This is a genomic window from Rheinheimera sp. UJ51, from assembly GCF_020819615.1.
Taxonomy (GTDB): domain Bacteria; phylum Pseudomonadota; class Gammaproteobacteria; order Enterobacterales; family Alteromonadaceae; genus Alishewanella; species Alishewanella maricola.
The window spans coordinates 102,030-118,731 of the sequence record NZ_JAJHOG010000005.1; the positions used below are offsets into that span (position 1 = coordinate 102,030).

A 16,702-nucleotide genomic window follows, 5' to 3' on the forward strand; every position below is an offset into this window, starting at 1 on the left:
ACATAAAAATTAAGGTTTTAATTAACCAGTAGCCGGGTGTAAAATCACTGTGTTGTATCAACTGCTGTAAGCTTACATGCTCAGCAACAAAAATTGGAGATAAAGGTGCAAGAATTTGTCATTTGGTATCAAGACCTCGGCATGCATGATGTCGATCGGGTAGGTGGTAAAAATGCTTCTCTAGGTGAAATGATCAGTAACTTGGCTTCGGCTGGGGTACAAGTGCCAGGAGGATTCGCAACAACGGCTTACGCCTTTAACCAGTTTTTAGAACAAAGCGGTGTGAATGAGCGCATTTATCAACTGTTAGACAGTTTAGATGTGGATGATGTCGCGGCTTTAGCGCAAGCCGGTAAACAAATTCGGCAATGGGTTATCGATACGCCGTTCCAGCCTGAGTTAGAACAGGCTATACGTGCTGCTTATCAACAATTACACCCAGATAGCGCTGCGGATATGTCTTTTGCCGTTCGCTCTTCGGCCACGGCTGAAGATATGCCAGATGCTTCTTTTGCTGGCCAACAAGAAACCTTTTTAAATGTGCGCGGTTACGATGCCGTTATTGTGGCCATTAAGCATGTGTTTGCGTCGCTATTTAATGATCGCGCTATCTCTTATCGTGTGCATCAAGGTTATGACCATCGCGGAGTGGCGTTATCGGCGGGTGTGCAGCGGATGGTGCGTTCTGATCTGTCGTCATCCGGTGTGATGTTCAGTATTGATACCGAATCAGGTTTTGAAGATGTTGTGTTTATTACCTCGTCATACGGTTTAGGTGAAATGGTGGTCCAGGGGGCCGTGAACCCCGATGAATTTTATGTGCACAAACCTACGTTAGTGGCTAAGCGTCCGGCTGTGGTGAAACGCACACTTGGCAGCAAATTATTGCAAATGGTGTATTCATCAGAACAGGGACACGGTAAACAAGTGACCATTACCGATGTGCCGCTTGCCCAACAACGCACCTTCTCGCTAAATGATAGCGAAGTGGCACAGTTAGCTGAGCAAGCGGTAATTATCGAACAGCATTATGGCCGGCCGATGGATATTGAATGGGCTAAAGATGGTATCGATGGCAAATTGTATATCGTACAGGCGCGCCCAGAAACGGTGAAAAGTCGTGAAGACACCAATAGCATTGAACGTTATCAGTTAGTCGAGCAAAGCCCTGTATTGGTGGAAGGTCGGGCGATTGGTCATCGTATTGGTGCGGGAACCGCTAAGGTGCTAGCCGATATTTCGCAGATGGATCAAATCTTACCCGGGGATGTATTGGTTACCGATATGACCGATCCAGATTGGGAACCCATTATGAAACGCGCCTCGGCGATTGTGACGAATCGCGGCGGTCGAACTTGTCATGCAGCCATCATTGCCCGTGAATTGGGTATTCCTGCTGTAGTGGGCTGTGGTGATGCCACGGCAAAAATTACCCATGGTCAAGCGGTCACCGTGTCTTGTGCCGAAGGTGATACGGGTTATGTTTATCAAGATAAACTGGATTTTAACGTGATCACCAGCCAGGTTGATCAAATGCCGAAAATGGCTCTGAAAGTGATGATGAATGTGGGTAATCCAGAGCGGGCGTTCGCTTTCTCACGTTTACCCCATGCTGGTATTGGTTTGGCACGCTTAGAGTTTATTATCAATAAAATGATTGGCGTGCATCCTAAAGCCTTATTACATTATGCTGAGCAAACGCCAGAGCTAAAAGCGCGCATCGACGAGCTTACTGCGGGTTATGCCGATCCCGTCGAGTTTTATGTCTCCAAACTGACAGAGGGTATCGCCACCTTGGCTTGTGCCTTTGCGCCACAAAAAGTCATTGTGCGCATGTCTGATTTTAAATCGAATGAATACGCTAATCTGGTGGGCGGTCAGCAATATGAACCGCATGAAGAAAACCCGATGATAGGCTTTCGTGGTGCCGCCCGCTATTTATCAGAAGATTTTCAGCCTTGCTTTGCACTAGAAGTAGAAGCGCTAAAACGCGTGCGTAATGTTATGGGCTTTACCAACGTGGAAGTGATGATCCCGTTTGTTAGAACCTTAGAAGAAGCGTCTGGCGTAATTGATTTACTGGCCGCACATGGCCTGAAACGCGGTGAAAATGGTTTGCGCATTATTATGATGTGTGAATTACCGTCTAATGCGTTACTGGCTGAAGACTTCTTAGAATACTTTGATGGTTTCTCGATTGGTTCAAACGATTTAACTCAGCTAACGCTCGGTTTAGATCGCGACAGTGGCTTAATCGCTCACTTATTTGATGAGCGAAATCCGGCCATCAAAAAACTGTTAGAAATGGCCATTCAAACCTGTAAAGCCAAGGGGAAATACATCGGGATCTGTGGCCAGGGGCCATCTGATCACGAAGACTTTGCCGCTTGGCTGGTTGAGCAAGGTATTGAGAGCGTGTCATTAAACCCTGATACGGTTGTGGATACTTGGTTATATCTGGCTGATAAAGTCGCTAAACCTGCCTAATACCCGGGCAAATTTGCTGAATGCTTGACTAAGGCACTGTGTTTTTAATAACAGTGCCTTTTTTATACTGATTTTCATGTTGAGCGCTTGGCATGGTGATTTGGTTATTTTTAGCGCGTTCAGCCTTTGCTACAGCGGCATTGTTGTTGTCATGGCGTCATTTCTCGGCAAAAAGCCAATTTTATCCGTTTGCCACAAGCCTGTACCGTAGCTATATGCCGCAGCTTATGGCAAATTACGGTGGCGTGCTAAAAATAATAACCAATACAACCAGGGGATTTCCATGCAGGAGTTGGTCAATACTATTAATAATTATGTCTGGAGCGAAGCACTGATCTATTTGTGTTTAGGCGCCGGCTTATTTTATTCAATCTTAACCCGGTTCGCACAAGTGCGACATTTTCGGGAAATGTGGAGTTTATTACTCAATAACACGGAATCAGAAAAAGGCATTTCGTCTTTTCAAGCCTTAGCGGTTTCGCTGTCAGGTCGGGTGGGTGTCGGTAATATCGCCGGTGTTGCCGCTGCCATTGGTTTTGGTGGGCCAGGTGCCGTATTTTGGATGTGGGTTGTGGCCTTTTTAGGTGCTAGCACTGCCTTTGCCGAATCTACGCTGGGTCAGGTGTATAAGGTAGAAGAAAACGGCCAGTATCGCGGTGGTCCAGCTTATTATTTTGAGCGCTGCTTAGGCTGGCGTTGGCTTGGGGTATTATTTGCGATCTCGGCCATCATTGGTTGCGGTATATTCTTACCCGGCGTGCAAGCCAATGCAGTGGGTAATGCCGTCACTCAAGTGTTTGGCGATGGCGCCATGGTCGTCACCAGTTTTGGTGAAGTGGGTACCCATAAGTTAGCCGCGCTAGCGGTGATCTTGATGGTATTAGCTTTTATCATCTTTGGTGGTATTCGCCGCATTGCTAACTTTACGCAAATCGTCGTGCCTTTTATGGCACTCGGTTACATCGTGATGGCGCTTATCGTGGTGTTTTTAAACTTAGATAAAGTTGGCGGCATTTTCGGCCTGATTATTTCTGATGCTTTCACTGCGCAAGCCGGTTTTGGTGCGGCGATAGGTTGGGGTGTTAAACGCGGTATTTATTCAAACGAAGCCGGTCAGGGTACGGGCCCACATGCCGCAGCGGCTGCAGAAGTGGCACACCCTGCGCAGCAAGGTTTAGTGCAAGCTTTCTCGGTTTATGTTGATACCTTATTTGTGTGTACGGCCACCGCCTTGATGATTTTAATTACGCAACAGTACAACGTGGTCGGTGAGTTACCAGCAGGTCAATTTATCGTACAAAACGTGGCAGCAAACACCGAAGTTGGCTCGGCTGCCTTTACGCAAATGGCTTTAAACAGTGTCTTTGGTAATTTTGGTCAGCTGTTTGTGGGTATTGCGTTATTCTTCTTCGCCTTTACCACTATTTTGGCGTATTACTACATTACTGAAACCAACGTGGCTTACCTTAACCGCGTATTCAATAACCGTCTGCCGTTAATTGTGTTTAAAATCATTTTAATGGCGATGGTGGCGTACGGTACCGTTAATGCTGCGGGTTATATCTGGGGGATTGGTGATATCGGTGTGGGTTTAATGGCGTGGATTAACGTGCTGGGTATTCTGTTAATTTTCTTTGTGCACAAGCCGGCTATTTTGTGCTTAAAAGACTATGAAGATCAGATGAAAGCGGGTGGCCCTATTACTTTCGACCCGGTGAAACTAGGCATTAAAAATGCCACTTTCTGGGAAGCAAGATTGGCAAAAGCAAATGCAAAAGCAGAGGCCGCAGCCAACACTGAGCAATCTAAAACGGTATAAAATACCCTTTTAAGCTGTGGTTAAATAAACAAACCCCGCTAAATAGCGGGGTTTGTTATTATCTGACTAGCGTGTGTTACGTCGTTAAATAAAGCCACCGGTTTGATGCGCCCATAACTGCGCGTAGATGCCACCGGCTGCAATTAATTCGCTATGTGTACCTTGCTCAACAATTTGCCCTTGATCTAACACGATAAGCCGATCCATTTGCGCGATAGTCGATAAGCGATGGGCAATCGCTATAACCGTTTTATTTTGCATTAAACTATTTAAGCTTTGTTGAATGGCGGCTTCCACTTCAGAATCGAGCGCCGAAGTCGCTTCATCTAAAATCAACACCGGTGCGTTTTTCAGTAATACCCGCGCAATAGCAATGCGCTGGCGCTGGCCACCGGATAACTTAACACCGCGTTCGCCCACCTGAGCATCTAAACCGACATTGCCTTTTTGATCCGTCAGATCTTGAATAAACAAACTGGCTTCCGCTTGCTCAGCGGCGGTCAGCAATTCTTGCTCGCTGGCATCCGGTTTACCGTAGCTGATATTATCACGTACCGAGCGGTGTAATAACGACGTATCCTGCGTGACCATCGCAATATGTCGGCGTAAGCTCTCTTGCGATACTTGGCTAATATCTTGGCCATCAATTAAAATTCGACCTTGCTCAACATCGTAAAAGCGCAGCAGTAAATTGACTAAGGTTGATTTACCCGCACCTGAACGACCGACTAGACCGATTTTTTCACCGGGTTTAATCTCTAAGCTTAATGCGGATAGCACCGGCGCTTTATGGCTTTGGCTGGCATCTTTGCCATAGTTAAAACTTACTGCATCAAAACGAATTGCACCTTGGCTGACCTGCAAGCTCGGTGCATTGGCTTTATCTTGAATTTGTGCCGGCTGTGACAAGGTGGCAATACCATCGGCCACGGTACCAATATTTTCAAATAAACTGCTGACTTCCCACATAATCCATTGCGCCATACCATTAAGACGTAGTGCTAAACTGACTGCAATGGCAATAGCGCCAACGGTAATGGCACTGCCAGCCCATAGATACAGCGCCAATGATGCGATACAAAACACTAAAATATAGTTTAATGATTGCACCGACACACTTAAGCCGGTTGCTAAGCGCATTTGTTGATACACCGGCTTTAAGAACACTTCCATACTGTCTTTTGCGTAGCGCTCTTCGCGCTGGGTGTAAGAAAACAACTTAATGGTATTAATGTTGGTATAGCTGTCGACTAAACGGCCGGTCATTTCAGAGCGGGCATCTGCTTGGGCCGTCGATACTCGCTTTAAGCGCGGTACAAAATACAATTGCAATGCGATATAAAGCACCAACCACACCAACATCGGGATGATTAAACGCAGATCGGCATCGGCGACAAAAAATAACATCGCCGAGAAATACACGGTGACATACACCAGCACATCTAACAGTTTCATCACGGTTTCGCGCACGGCTAATGAGGTTTGCATGACCTTGGTCGCAATACGCCCGGCGAAATCATTTTGATAAAAACTAACGCTTTGCCTTAATAAATAGCGGTGTGCCTGCCAGCGAATGGCCATGGGGTAATTACCCAACAGTGTTTGATGCACTAAAGCCGAATGAAATAACGTTAACAGTGGTAACAACACCACCGTGACTAACGTCATCCAAATTAGGGTTGCGCGCTCATCGATAAAGAAACGCTCTGGATTTTGCGTCACCAGCCAGTCCACCAATTGCCCCATAAAGCTGAATAAAGACACTTCTAAGATGGCTAATAAGGCAGAGCTTAATGACATGACAATTAAAGGCCACTCCATGCCTTTGGTATAGTGGCGACAAAAGGCCAACACACCCGTAGGGGGTTGGGTCGGTTCACTGTCGGGGAAAGGGCGTGTGAGACGTTCAAAAAAACCAAGCATACAACATATCCATCAATAATAAGACATCGGTAGTGATGTCGGTTGCGCTATTGTAACCGAATTTGTACTGCTAAACTGCTAAGGGCCGACGATTGTCAGCACCCAGCAGCTAAACTGGCGGTAAGTGACTATCTGCTGAGGCTGCAAAGCAGTATACTGCCAGGCCAGAAGCAACTTGAATTGTGGTTACTGCGCCCCAACAAAGAGCATCCTGCCGTTGTTATAACTTTGAGATGATCCATGAGCATTAAACTTGTTACCTCAACCCTTTTACCTACGCCCTTTGCTGAATTTCGTTTACACGGTTTTGAAGCTGAAAATGGCAAAGAGCATGTCGCGTTAACGCTGGGTGACATCACCACAGCTGAGCCCGTGTTAGCTCGCGTTCATTCAGAATGCTTAACCGGTGATGCTTTATTTAGCTTACGTTGCGATTGTGGCCCGCAATTAGAAGCGGCGATGAAAAAAATTGCTGAACAAGGGCGAGGCGTCATTTTATATTTACGCCAAGAAGGCCGGGGTATTGGTTTAATTAATAAAATTCGTGCTTATGCTGAGCAAGATAAAGGTTTAGATACGGTAGAAGCGAATGAAATTCTTGGTTTCTTGCCTGATCAGCGTGAATATGGAATTGCGGCAGAGATGTTTCAACAACTGGGGGTGGCGCAAATTCGGTTGCTAACTAACAACCCGCGTAAATTAAAAGCACTGCAAGATGTCGGGGTCAATGTATTAGAACGGGTACAGCACCGTGTAAAAACCACCGCGCATAGCCATCGGTATTTAGCGACCAAGGCGGCAAAAATGGGCCATATGGACTGATTTGTTGCCAGCGTGAGGATTGCTTTACTATCAAGCAGTAAAGACGTCTGTTTTTTACTATTTAGCGCTTAAAGCCACTTAGCGGTTAGTGTTATACTGCCGCTATACCAAGTCTAAGTGGCCAAGATGTATGATCCCCAAGCTTAATCCTGAGCTGGCGTTGGATGCCAGTATTGTTGCCTTCACTAAAGCGCTGTTGCACGCCGGCTTCACTGGCGACATCGAAACCAGTTATGCCAGTCGCTTAGCCGTAGCGACAGATAATAGCGTCTATCAAGCCTTACCTCAGGCGGTGTTATTACCGCGCAGCACCGACGATCTGGTCATTATGACCTCGTTGGCCCAAACGTCTAGTTTTAGTCACATCAAATTTTGCCCACGTGGCGGCGGCACCGGCACCAATGGCCAGGCGTTAACCGAGCAGGTAGTGGTCGACTTATCTCGTCATATGCGCCAAGTACTGGAGATTAACGTTGAACAACGTTGGGTGCGAGTGCAAGCGGGTGTTATTAAAGATCAGTTAAATGCCTTTTTAAAGCCTTATGGTTTTTTCTTCGCTCCCGATTTATCTACCTCTAACCGAGCCACGATTGGCGGCATGATTAATACTGATGCCTCAGGCCAAGGCTCGTTAGTTTATGGTAAAACCAGTGATCATGTGTTGGCATTGAAAACCGTGTTAATCGACGGCAATGTGTTAAAAACCCATAAAATGCCGTTGTTCGAAGCTGAACACCGGGCTGAATTACCCAACAGTATTGGTCGTATTTATCAGCAGGTATTACGCTCTTGCCGGGAAAAACGTAGCGATATTTTAGCGACTTTTCCACGGCTTAATCGCTTTTTAACCGGTTATGATTTAGAGCATGTGTTTAACGATGAAATGACCGAGTTTGATCTGTCGCGCATTATTACCGGCTCGGAAGGCTCCCTGGGTTTTGTCACCGAAGCCAAGCTGAATATCACGCCGATTGCTAAGTACAAATGCTTGCTCAACATTAAATACGATAGCTTTGAAAGTGCGCTACGTAATTCACCTTTCTTGGTTGAAGCGCAAGCAACATCAGTTGAAACCGTTGATAGTAAAGTACTGAATCTCGCCCGAGGCGACATCATTTGGCATCAGGTAAAAGATTTGATCACCGATGTGCCAGGCAAGGATATGCAAGGCTTAAATATTGTTGAATACAATACCGAAGATGAAGCAGAAATTACCGAGAAAATTGCTGCGCTGACCTCAAAACTGGATGCCGCTATGGCCGCTGGCGAAGGCGGTATTATTGGTTATCAGCTCACCTACGATGCTAGCGCGATTAATGCTATTTATACCATGCGCAAAAAAGCCGTGGGTTTATTAGGTAATACCGCAGGCAGTCAAAAGCCGCTGGCTTTTGCGGAAGATACTGCCGTGCCGCCGGAGAACTTAGCCGATTTCATTTTAGAGTTTCGTGCCTTACTGGATCAGCATGGTTTGCATTATGGTATGTTTGGTCATGTGGATGCCGGTGTACTTCACGTCAGGCCAGCGCTTGATCTTATTGACCCCGAGCAAGAACGTTTGCTGCGCACCATATCCGATCAGGTGGTGGCGCTTACGGCTAAATACGGCGGCTTAATGTGGGGCGAGCACGGTAAAGGCTATCGTAGCGAATATGGCCCAGCCTTCTTTGGTGAAACCCTGTTTACTGAACTACGTAAAATTAAAGCGGCCTTTGATCCGCGCAATCGACTTAACCCCGGGAAAATTTGCACGCCTTACCAAAATGGCGATAAGTTAGTCTCGGTAGATGGTCAAAAACGCGCGTGGTTCGATCGGCAAATTCCAATTGAAGTGCGCCAGAGCTTTGATAGCAGCTTAAATTGTAACGGTAACGGCCTGTGCTTTAATTACGACGAAACCTCGCCGATGTGTCCGTCTAGCAAGATCACTAAAGATCGTCGCCACAGCCCCAAAGGGCGTGCCGGTTTGATGCGTGAATGGTTGCGTTTAAACCAGCAACAAGGGGTCGATGTATTAGCCGATGAACAACGCTTATTAACGCAAAGCCAAGGCCTGACTGCGCTGTGGCAGAAGATGAAACATAGTTGGGCCCAACGCCAAGGTGAAGCCGATTTTTCACATGAAGTAAAAGAAGCGATGGATGGCTGCTTAGCTTGTAAGGCGTGTGCTTCGCAGTGTCCTATTAACGTGGATGTGCCAACGTTTCGTTCGCGGTTTTTACAGCTCTACCATAGCCGTTATCTGCGCCCCGCTAAAGATCATATCGTGGGCAATATAGAGCGCATGGCACCCATACTTGCCAAAGCCCCTAAGTTTGTTAATTTTTTCTTAAAACGTACGCTAGTACAAAAAACCTTGGCGCACGGTATTGGTTACGTCGATACGCCTTTGTTATCGGTACCCACTTTAGCCGAGCGGTTGAATAACCGTTATCGCTTTGATTTAACGGCTTTACAGGCGTTAACCGTAGCAGAGCGGCAAAAGACGGTACTGCTGGTGCAAGATCCTTTTACCAGCTTTTATGAAGCGGAGTTGGTTGCTGATGCATTAGCCTTAATCGAAAAACTCGGTTATCGACCGGTGCTATTGCCTTTTTTACCCAACGGCAAGCCGCAGCATGTGAAGGGCTTTTTACGTGAGTTTGCTAAAACCGCGAAACGCGCGGCTGATTTTTTAAATCAGTTACACGCGCTACAGTTACCGTTAATCGGTTTAGATGCCTCCTTGGTGTTGGTGTACCGCGATGAATACGCTAAAACATTAGGCAACGAGCGGGGCGATTTTAATGTGCAACTGTTACACGAGTGGTTAGCCCCATTGGCGTTACCCGCGGCAAGTCGACCGGCTCAGTTTTCATTGCTGGCGCATTGCACTGAAAAAACAGCTTTGCCTGCTACAGAAAAAACCTGGCAGCAGATCTTTGATAAAAGCGGCTTATCCTTAAAAATTGTCAGTGTCGGTTGTTGTGGTATGGCAGGCACCTACGGCCATGAACAGGCACAGTTAGCCAATAGCAAAGCCTTGTTTGATCTTAGCTGGCGTGAGCCAGTCGCGCGCATAGGCCCAGAGCAGTTATTGGTAACAGGGTTTTCTTGTCGCAGCCAGGTAAAACGGTTAGTGGGAGATAAACCGCGCCATCCGTTGCAGGTTTTATTACAACACTTATAAAAAAACACCCGGCTTTAGCCGGGTGTTTTTAGGTTAAGCCGCGTTCTTTACAGAACGCGGGGCTTATCGTTAAAAACGATAGATGCCTTTTAGGTAGTAATAACCACCATTGATACCCATCGGTGAGGTCTCATAAAATTGAGCACCGAGGATTTCGCTAAAGTCGCTGGGTAAGCGTTCAGCATCGGTATCGAACACGTTTTGTGCACCTACGGCGACAGAAAACTTGTCGTTAAGGTGGTAAGCCACTTCAACATCGAAGGTCATCTTTTCAGAGCCTTGACCGACTAAACCTGGATCATCAGCATGAACGCCTTGGAAGCTACCGTAGTAGTTACCACGAACGAACATATCAATGTCTTGCCATTGTTGGTTCCAGGTTAAGGTTGCACGATGATTCGGTAAATCATTTTCTAAGCGTGATACTTTGAAGGCACCGGTAACGGCAGTAAAGCGTTTTACTTCGGTGTCTGTCCAGTTATATGCCAAACTGAACGTAGAACGACCGTCAAGTAAACTGGTGCTGTAATTGGCAACCAGATCTAAGCCGGTGGTAACGGTATCAAAGTCGTTGGTCAAGAAAGTGATTTGCGACAGCGATTCAACACCACGTACACCTGCCGCTTGCAAGGCAATACGGTCAGCTGCGGTAACATCAAACTCAGCCGATTGGCCAATACGGTCGTCTACTTCAATGCGGAATAAATCAGCAGTGAAAAAGAAACTTGCGCCACTATAGACTAAACCCACAGCAAAGCTTTTTGATTCTTCTGGCGTTAACTCTTTACCACCTTTTAACAACGATACTGGGCTGGTAGGGGGTAATAAAGCGATATCCACTAGCTCGCCACCAATTAACGCAGTACGCACGTTACGTACGTTAGATTGTCCGACCGTTGGCGCACGGAAACCGGTGCTGTGTGAACCACGAACAGCCAAGTCATCCGTTAAACGATATTGACCGGTAATTTTATAGTTAGTGGTGTTGCCAAAACTATCGTAATCTTCAAAACGTAATGCGGTTGCCATTAACAGCTTTTCAGTAATTTCAGCTTCAACATCAATATAAGCGGCATAGTTGCGACGATCATTTAATCCCGCATCATCAGGCTGGAAACCCGGGAAGCCGTTTGAGCCATTGGTTAATTGGCTAACATAAGGGCCAATTTCCCAAGAGGCCACTTCACCGGCGACGATTTCAAAGCTTTCTTCTGTCCATTGTAAGCCGCTGGCAACCACTACATCGTTGTAAAAACCAGCTTCAACATATTTTACAAAGTCAGCTGAAAAGTTTTTTTCCAGTTGGATATATTTACCCGCATCAAAACTGGTTGGCGTATCTGGGCCAAGCGAAGCGTTAACGGTGTTGATGATTTTAAAGTTAGATTCACTGCGACCAACAGAGGCAGAGAAATCGTAAAATACATTGGCTAATACGCCTTCTTTAAATTCACCCTTGGTACCTGCGGTTAATGAGGTATCGGTGATATTACCACCGAAATTCGGGGTAAAGCCGCCAGGGAACATCGAGAAGAAGGTGAAACAGTTGCTCGGTAAAGCCGCAACTCTGGCCGTGATTTGATCGTGGTTGAGTTTGTTGCTACCGTCAAATAAAGACACATTGCTACAGTTACCCTGGCCAGTGGTATCAACCACTTCCAGCGTTTCACCGCCGTCATTAGAGAATACACCACCGCGAGTGTGTGGGTTACGATAGTAGAAACCACCGGTAACATCACGTTCTGAGTAGTTACCAAAAATGTAGGCTTCACGATCATTGCCTAAATCTAAACCGGCATTACCAAAGAAAGTGAAATCATCTTTCAGCTCTGGTGAACCCCAAACTTGGGCAATCGGTGCAACAAAAGGGTTACCGGCATCGATTAAACCTTGCGCATCAGCGCGCTGCACACTGCGGCTCGTGGCATCAACGTTTTTGTATTGCACGCTTAGGTTAACAAAACCTGCATCGGTTAACGGCATACCAACGTTGGCAGCAATTTCCGTTGAATTACCATCACCTTCATAGTATTCACCTTGTTTCACTTCAATGCTGCCGCCTTGATCGGCATCTTTTAGCACAAAGTTGATCACACCTGCGATAGCGTCAGAGCCGTATTGCGCAGCAGCACCATCACGTAGCACTTCAACTTGCTTTAAAGCGATACCTGGGATAACAGAGATATCTGGGCCTTGAGCACCATCATTTAAGCCACCGCCTAAAAAGGTAATAACAGAGGCACGATGACGGCGCTTACCATTTAACAGGATTAATGTACTGTCAGAAGATAAACCCCGCAGGTTAACTGGGCGGATCAGCGTTGCTGCATCACTAATGGGGGTTGTTTGCACATTTAATGACGGCACGGTGGAAGTCAGCATATTAAGCATATCGCTGCTACCGCTCTTCATTAATTCATCACCACCGATAATATCCACAGGTACTGGAGAATCAGCAATCGAGCGTGGGGCAGACCGTGAACCGACGACCGCAATTTTTTCCACTTTGGTTTCTGCTTCGGCAGCAGCAGTGTCTTGTGCTAAGGTGTTGGTTGAATAAACGCTCAAAGCTAAACCTGAGGCTAGCGCGTATTTTACTGCCCGGCTCACCGGGTGATAGTAATTACTTTTTTTCATGATAAATTTCCTGGATAGTAATAATTGTGTCTGCTAACGCTGCATTTTGTTTTTTGCGTCTTCTTAACCATATTGAATATTGTTGCTGTTGTCTATCTTATTTATTGTGGCATTTATCGCAACTGATGCTTTTTTAAACATGTTATTGACTCAAAAGGGGCTTAATTTGTCCAAATTATCGTCTGCTAACTTTTCTGCAACCGCGGTTGACATTCTGCCCTTAACGATTAAACACTTTGCTCAAGTGACCCAATTGGCGAACGAGGTGCATGGTGCCGGTTATATGGATAACGAAAAACTCGCTGTTATGCAGCAGCAAGGGGTTTACCAAGGCCTCAATGCCAGCTTTGTCGCGCTGGCCGCACAGCAGGTGCTTGGTTACCGACTCAGCTTTGCTGCCGGACAATGGCAGCCTGACGAATGGTGTAGCTGCGAACGTTGGCCGGTTGCCGTTTCGACGATGGCTTACTTTAAATCGGTAGCGGTCAGTCCTAAGCTACAAGGTCAAGGTATAGGCCAACGCTTACTGCAGCAATCAAGCTTAGTGTTAAAACAACAAGGAGCGCGTGCTGGCTTGGCCCATTTATGGCGAGAATCACCCCATAACAGTGCGGTACGTTACTTTAGTAAAGCGGGTGGTCAACTGCTTAAAATCCATGAAAACCGTTGGCAAGCGTTGTCCTATCAGGGGTATGCCTGTCCTGTTTGTGAAGGGATCTGTTGCTGTAGTGCGGCTGAAATGGTCATTGTGTTTAAGTAGCGCCTTCGTTTGAGTTATGCATTTAGGCTTTTAACTGCATTGGTTTTCATAAGCTTAGACAAATGGTGAGTAGCCTTTGGCGCTGACAATCTTTACAATTACCGAAAATTAAATACAGAGTTAACTTCATGAGTTTTTGGCCTGAATTTTTAGTGATTGCCGCTGCCCATTTGCTTGCGGTTGCCAGTCCCGGCCCTGATTTTGCGATTGTGCTGCGTTATGCCGTGCGTTATGGCCGTAAAACCGCTGTTTATGCCAGTTTAGGCATCGGGGCCGCCATTTTATTGCACGTTTCTTATTCTCTAATTGGTATTGGGGTATTAATCAAAACCACCCCCTGGTTATTTCAATTATTGTCGGTTGCCGCCGCGTTGTATTTAATTTATTTAGGGCAGGGCGCTATTCGCGCGCAAGCTCCTAAATTAGGCGCCACTGCGGATGTTACTGCGGGTAATGAACAGCTGCCTAGCGCTAAAAAAGCCTTTAGCACCGGTTTTATTACTAATGGCCTTAACCCTAAAGCCACGTTATTTTTCTTATCGTTATTTGCCGTGGTGATTTCTGCACAAACGCCGCTGTTATTTAAAGCAATTTATGGCCTTTACATGGCCGCGATGACCGCGGTGTGGTTTTGCATGCTGTCTTATTTACTGACCCAACAGCGTATTCGGCATTTTTTACTGTCTAAAGGATTTTGGTTTGACCGCCTGATGGGCGTGTTATTGTTGTTATTAGCAGGTCATTTGTTAATGAGCAGTTTTAGCTAAGGCCTGCTTGGTGAGTGCGCGTATTGTCGCTATAATGCGCGCTGTTTTTAATTGCACTGGATTTACGATCCAGCCGAGCAAGAGGATAGATAATGTTTGTTGTTGCTGCTTTATATAAGTTTGTAGATTTACCTGATTTCGAAGAGCTGCGTGAACCTTTATATAATCAAATGGTTATGCATAAAGTCAAAGGCACCTTATTGCTGGCGGCTGAAGGCATTAATGGCACGATTTCTGGACCGCGGCAGGGGATTGATGCGGTTAAAGCTTGGTTAGAAAGTGACGAGCGCTTTGTTGGCATGAGTTACAAAGAATCATTGGCGCAAGAACAAGCGTTTTACCGTACCAAGGTAAAATTAAAGAATGAAATCGTCACCATGGGTGTGCCTGGTATTGATCCTAAGCATATTGTGGGTACCTATGTAAAAGGCGAAGAATGGAACCAACTAATCAGCGATCCTGAGACTATCGTTATTGATACGCGCAATGATTATGAAGTAGCCATTGGTACCTTTGAAAATGCCATTAACCCCAACACTACAAATTTTCGTGAGTTCCCACAATGGGCTGCCGAGAACTTGGATAAAACTAAACACAAAAAAGTGGCTATGTTTTGTACTGGTGGCATTCGCTGCGAAAAATCCACGGCGTTTTTAAAAGAGCAGGGCTTTGCTGAGGTCTATCATCTGGATGGCGGTATTTTAAAGTATCTGGAAGAAATGCCCGAGCAACAAAGCAAATGGCAAGGCGAATGTTTTGTTTTCGATCAGCGTGTCGCCGTAAAACACGGCCTCGCTCAAGGCAGTTATGATCAATGTTACGCTTGTCGGATGCCTTTATCGGCCGTTGAAATGGCTTCAGAGCATTATGCAAAAGGCCTTAGCTGCCCGCATTGTTATCAAAAGACCACTGACGAGCAAAAAGCCGCTTTTGCCGAGCGGCAACGCCAAGTTGAGTTAGCTAAGTTACGCGGCGAAAAACACATCCGCGATGGTAAATTTGAATAAACGGTCATAGCCTCATTATACTAACAAGCAAGCCAGCGCCTAGCTGGCTTGCTTGTTTTAGCTGTTCTGCTGCCAATCCCGCCTATTAAATCGAATTAATGCTACGGATTAATGCAATTTAACTTTAATTAAATTGATATATGATGGCATTGCACAGGAGATCAACATGCTTAAAAACAGTCAACACCATTATGGATTAATCAGTGTTTTGCTGCATTGGCTGATGGCTTTTATGGTTATTGGTTTATTTAGTCTGGGTGTCTGGATGGTCGATTTAACGTACTACAGCAAATGGTACCGTATCGCCCCTGATTGGCATAAAAGTGTTGGGATGTTATTGGCTGTGTTGTGGTGTATTCGTTTGTTATGGCGCCTGTTCAGCCAACAACCCAAAAGCATCGCTAGCCACCGAGCTTGGCAGAGATTGCTCTCTGGCATAGTACAAGCTTATTTGTATTTGGCGATGGCATTGATGGTGTTGAGCGGTTATCTGATCTCTACTGAAGATGGCCGTGCTATCTCCGTATTTGGTTGGTTTGACGTGCCGTCACTTGGGGCATTGTTTAACCATCAAGCCGATATTGCGGGTTTAGTTCATGAATATGTCGCCTACAGCCTAATTGCCTTTGCTTCAATTCATGGCTTAGCGGCTTTAAAACATCACGTTATTGATAAAGATCAGACGTTGAGTCGCATGCTCGGCCGTAAACCTTAATCTTGGAGAATATGATGAAGAAATTATTATTGGCTGCAACGCTGGCTACACTGTCGGCTTTACCGGTTCATGCCGCGGATTATGTTATTGATACGCAGGGTGCCCATGCCTTTGTGCAGTTTAAGATAAGTCATCTTGGCTACAGTTGGCTGTACGGGCGCTTTAATACTTTTGCCGGTGACTTTAGTTACGATGCTGCGGATCTCACCGCCTCCAAGATCCAGTTATCTATCGATACTAACAGCATTGACTCTAACCATGCTGAGCGCGACAAGCATTTGCGTGGCAGCGATTTTTTAAATGTCGCTAAACACCCCAAGGCAACATTTGTGAGTACTAAGGTTGTTGCCAAAGCTGGCGATAACTTTGATTTACACGGTAAACTCACTTTAAATGGTGTGACAAAAGAGGTGGTCATTGCGGCTGAGAAAATCGGTGAAGGCCAGGATCCGTGGGGCGGTTATCGCGCAGGTTTCGCGGGCACCACTTCTTTTGCTTTAAAAGACTTTGGGATTAATTACGATTTAGGCCCAGCATCTAGCACTGTCTTTATGGAATTGAGCGTAGAAGGCATAAAACAGTAAGGTACTGATAAA

11 protein-coding genes are annotated in these 16,702 nt (G+C 46.1%); 9 read left to right on the forward strand and 2 right to left on the reverse strand.

Annotated elements, in window-relative coordinates:
* Window positions 1–105: 105 nt before the first annotated feature.
* Window positions 106–2,487, forward strand: coding sequence for a phosphoenolpyruvate synthase (gene ppsA, locus LMJ53_RS08290; protein ID WP_229585626.1), 2,382 nt, complete (start codon window positions 106–108; stop codon window positions 2,485–2,487).
* A 283-nt stretch (window positions 2,488–2,770) separates the two neighbouring features.
* Window positions 2,771–4,306 carry an alanine/glycine:cation symporter family protein gene (locus tag LMJ53_RS08295; protein WP_229585627.1) on the forward strand — a complete coding sequence of 512 codons (1,536 nt, stop codon included), beginning with the start codon at window positions 2,771–2,773 and terminating at the stop codon, window positions 4,304–4,306.
* Window positions 4,307–4,390: 84 nt separating this feature from the next.
* Here LMJ53_RS08295 and LMJ53_RS08300 read toward each other — a convergent pair whose 3' ends face one another.
* Entirely contained in the window at window positions 4,391–6,229 is a 1,839-nt protein-coding gene (locus tag LMJ53_RS08300; RefSeq protein WP_229585628.1) for an ABC transporter ATP-binding protein, read from the reverse strand.
* A 240-nt stretch (window positions 6,230–6,469) separates the two neighbouring features.
* Between LMJ53_RS08300 and ribA the strand changes: the two genes are divergently transcribed.
* Both ribA and LMJ53_RS08310 read left to right on the forward strand, forming a co-directional pair.
* Window positions 6,470–7,051, forward strand: a complete 582-nt coding sequence (gene ribA, locus LMJ53_RS08305) for a GTP cyclohydrolase II (protein WP_226751611.1) — start codon at window positions 6,470–6,472, stop codon at window positions 7,049–7,051.
* 130 nt (window positions 7,052–7,181) lie between these two features.
* Entirely contained in the window at window positions 7,182–10,220 is a 3,039-nt protein-coding gene (locus LMJ53_RS08310) for an FAD-binding and (Fe-S)-binding domain-containing protein (protein ID WP_229585629.1), read from the forward strand.
* A gap of 69 nt (window positions 10,221–10,289) precedes the next feature.
* Here the strand turns inward: LMJ53_RS08310 and LMJ53_RS08315 are convergent, their stop codons facing one another.
* Window positions 10,290–12,857, reverse strand: a complete 2,568-nt coding sequence (locus tag LMJ53_RS08315; protein WP_229585630.1) for a TonB-dependent receptor plug domain-containing protein — start codon at window positions 12,855–12,857, stop codon at window positions 10,290–10,292.
* Window positions 12,858–13,023: 166 nt separating this feature from the next.
* On the opposite strand from LMJ53_RS08315, the gene LMJ53_RS08320 reads away from it, so the two are divergent.
* The 5 genes from LMJ53_RS08320 (at window position 13,024) to LMJ53_RS08340 (ending at window position 16,690) form a co-directional block, all read left to right on the forward strand.
* Window positions 13,024–13,617 carry a GNAT family N-acetyltransferase gene (locus tag LMJ53_RS08320; RefSeq protein ID WP_229585631.1) on the forward strand — a complete coding sequence of 198 codons (594 nt, stop codon included), beginning with the start codon at window positions 13,024–13,026 and terminating at the stop codon, window positions 13,615–13,617.
* Window positions 13,618–13,745: 128 nt separating this feature from the next.
* Window positions 13,746–14,384, forward strand: coding sequence for a LysE family translocator (locus LMJ53_RS08325; protein WP_229585632.1), 639 nt, complete (start codon window positions 13,746–13,748; stop codon window positions 14,382–14,384).
* Between the two features lie 92 nt (window positions 14,385–14,476).
* Window positions 14,477–15,391, forward strand: a complete 915-nt coding sequence (locus LMJ53_RS08330; RefSeq protein ID WP_229585633.1) for a rhodanese-related sulfurtransferase — start codon at window positions 14,477–14,479, stop codon at window positions 15,389–15,391.
* Between the two features lie 166 nt (window positions 15,392–15,557).
* Window positions 15,558–16,106, forward strand: a complete 549-nt coding sequence (locus LMJ53_RS08335) for a cytochrome b (RefSeq protein ID WP_229585634.1) — start codon at window positions 15,558–15,560, stop codon at window positions 16,104–16,106.
* An 11-nt stretch (window positions 16,107–16,117) separates the two neighbouring features.
* Window positions 16,118–16,690 carry a YceI family protein gene (locus tag LMJ53_RS08340; RefSeq protein WP_229585635.1) on the forward strand — a complete coding sequence of 191 codons (573 nt, stop codon included), beginning with the start codon at window positions 16,118–16,120 and terminating at the stop codon, window positions 16,688–16,690.
* The last annotated feature ends 12 nt before the right edge of the window (window positions 16,691–16,702 follow it).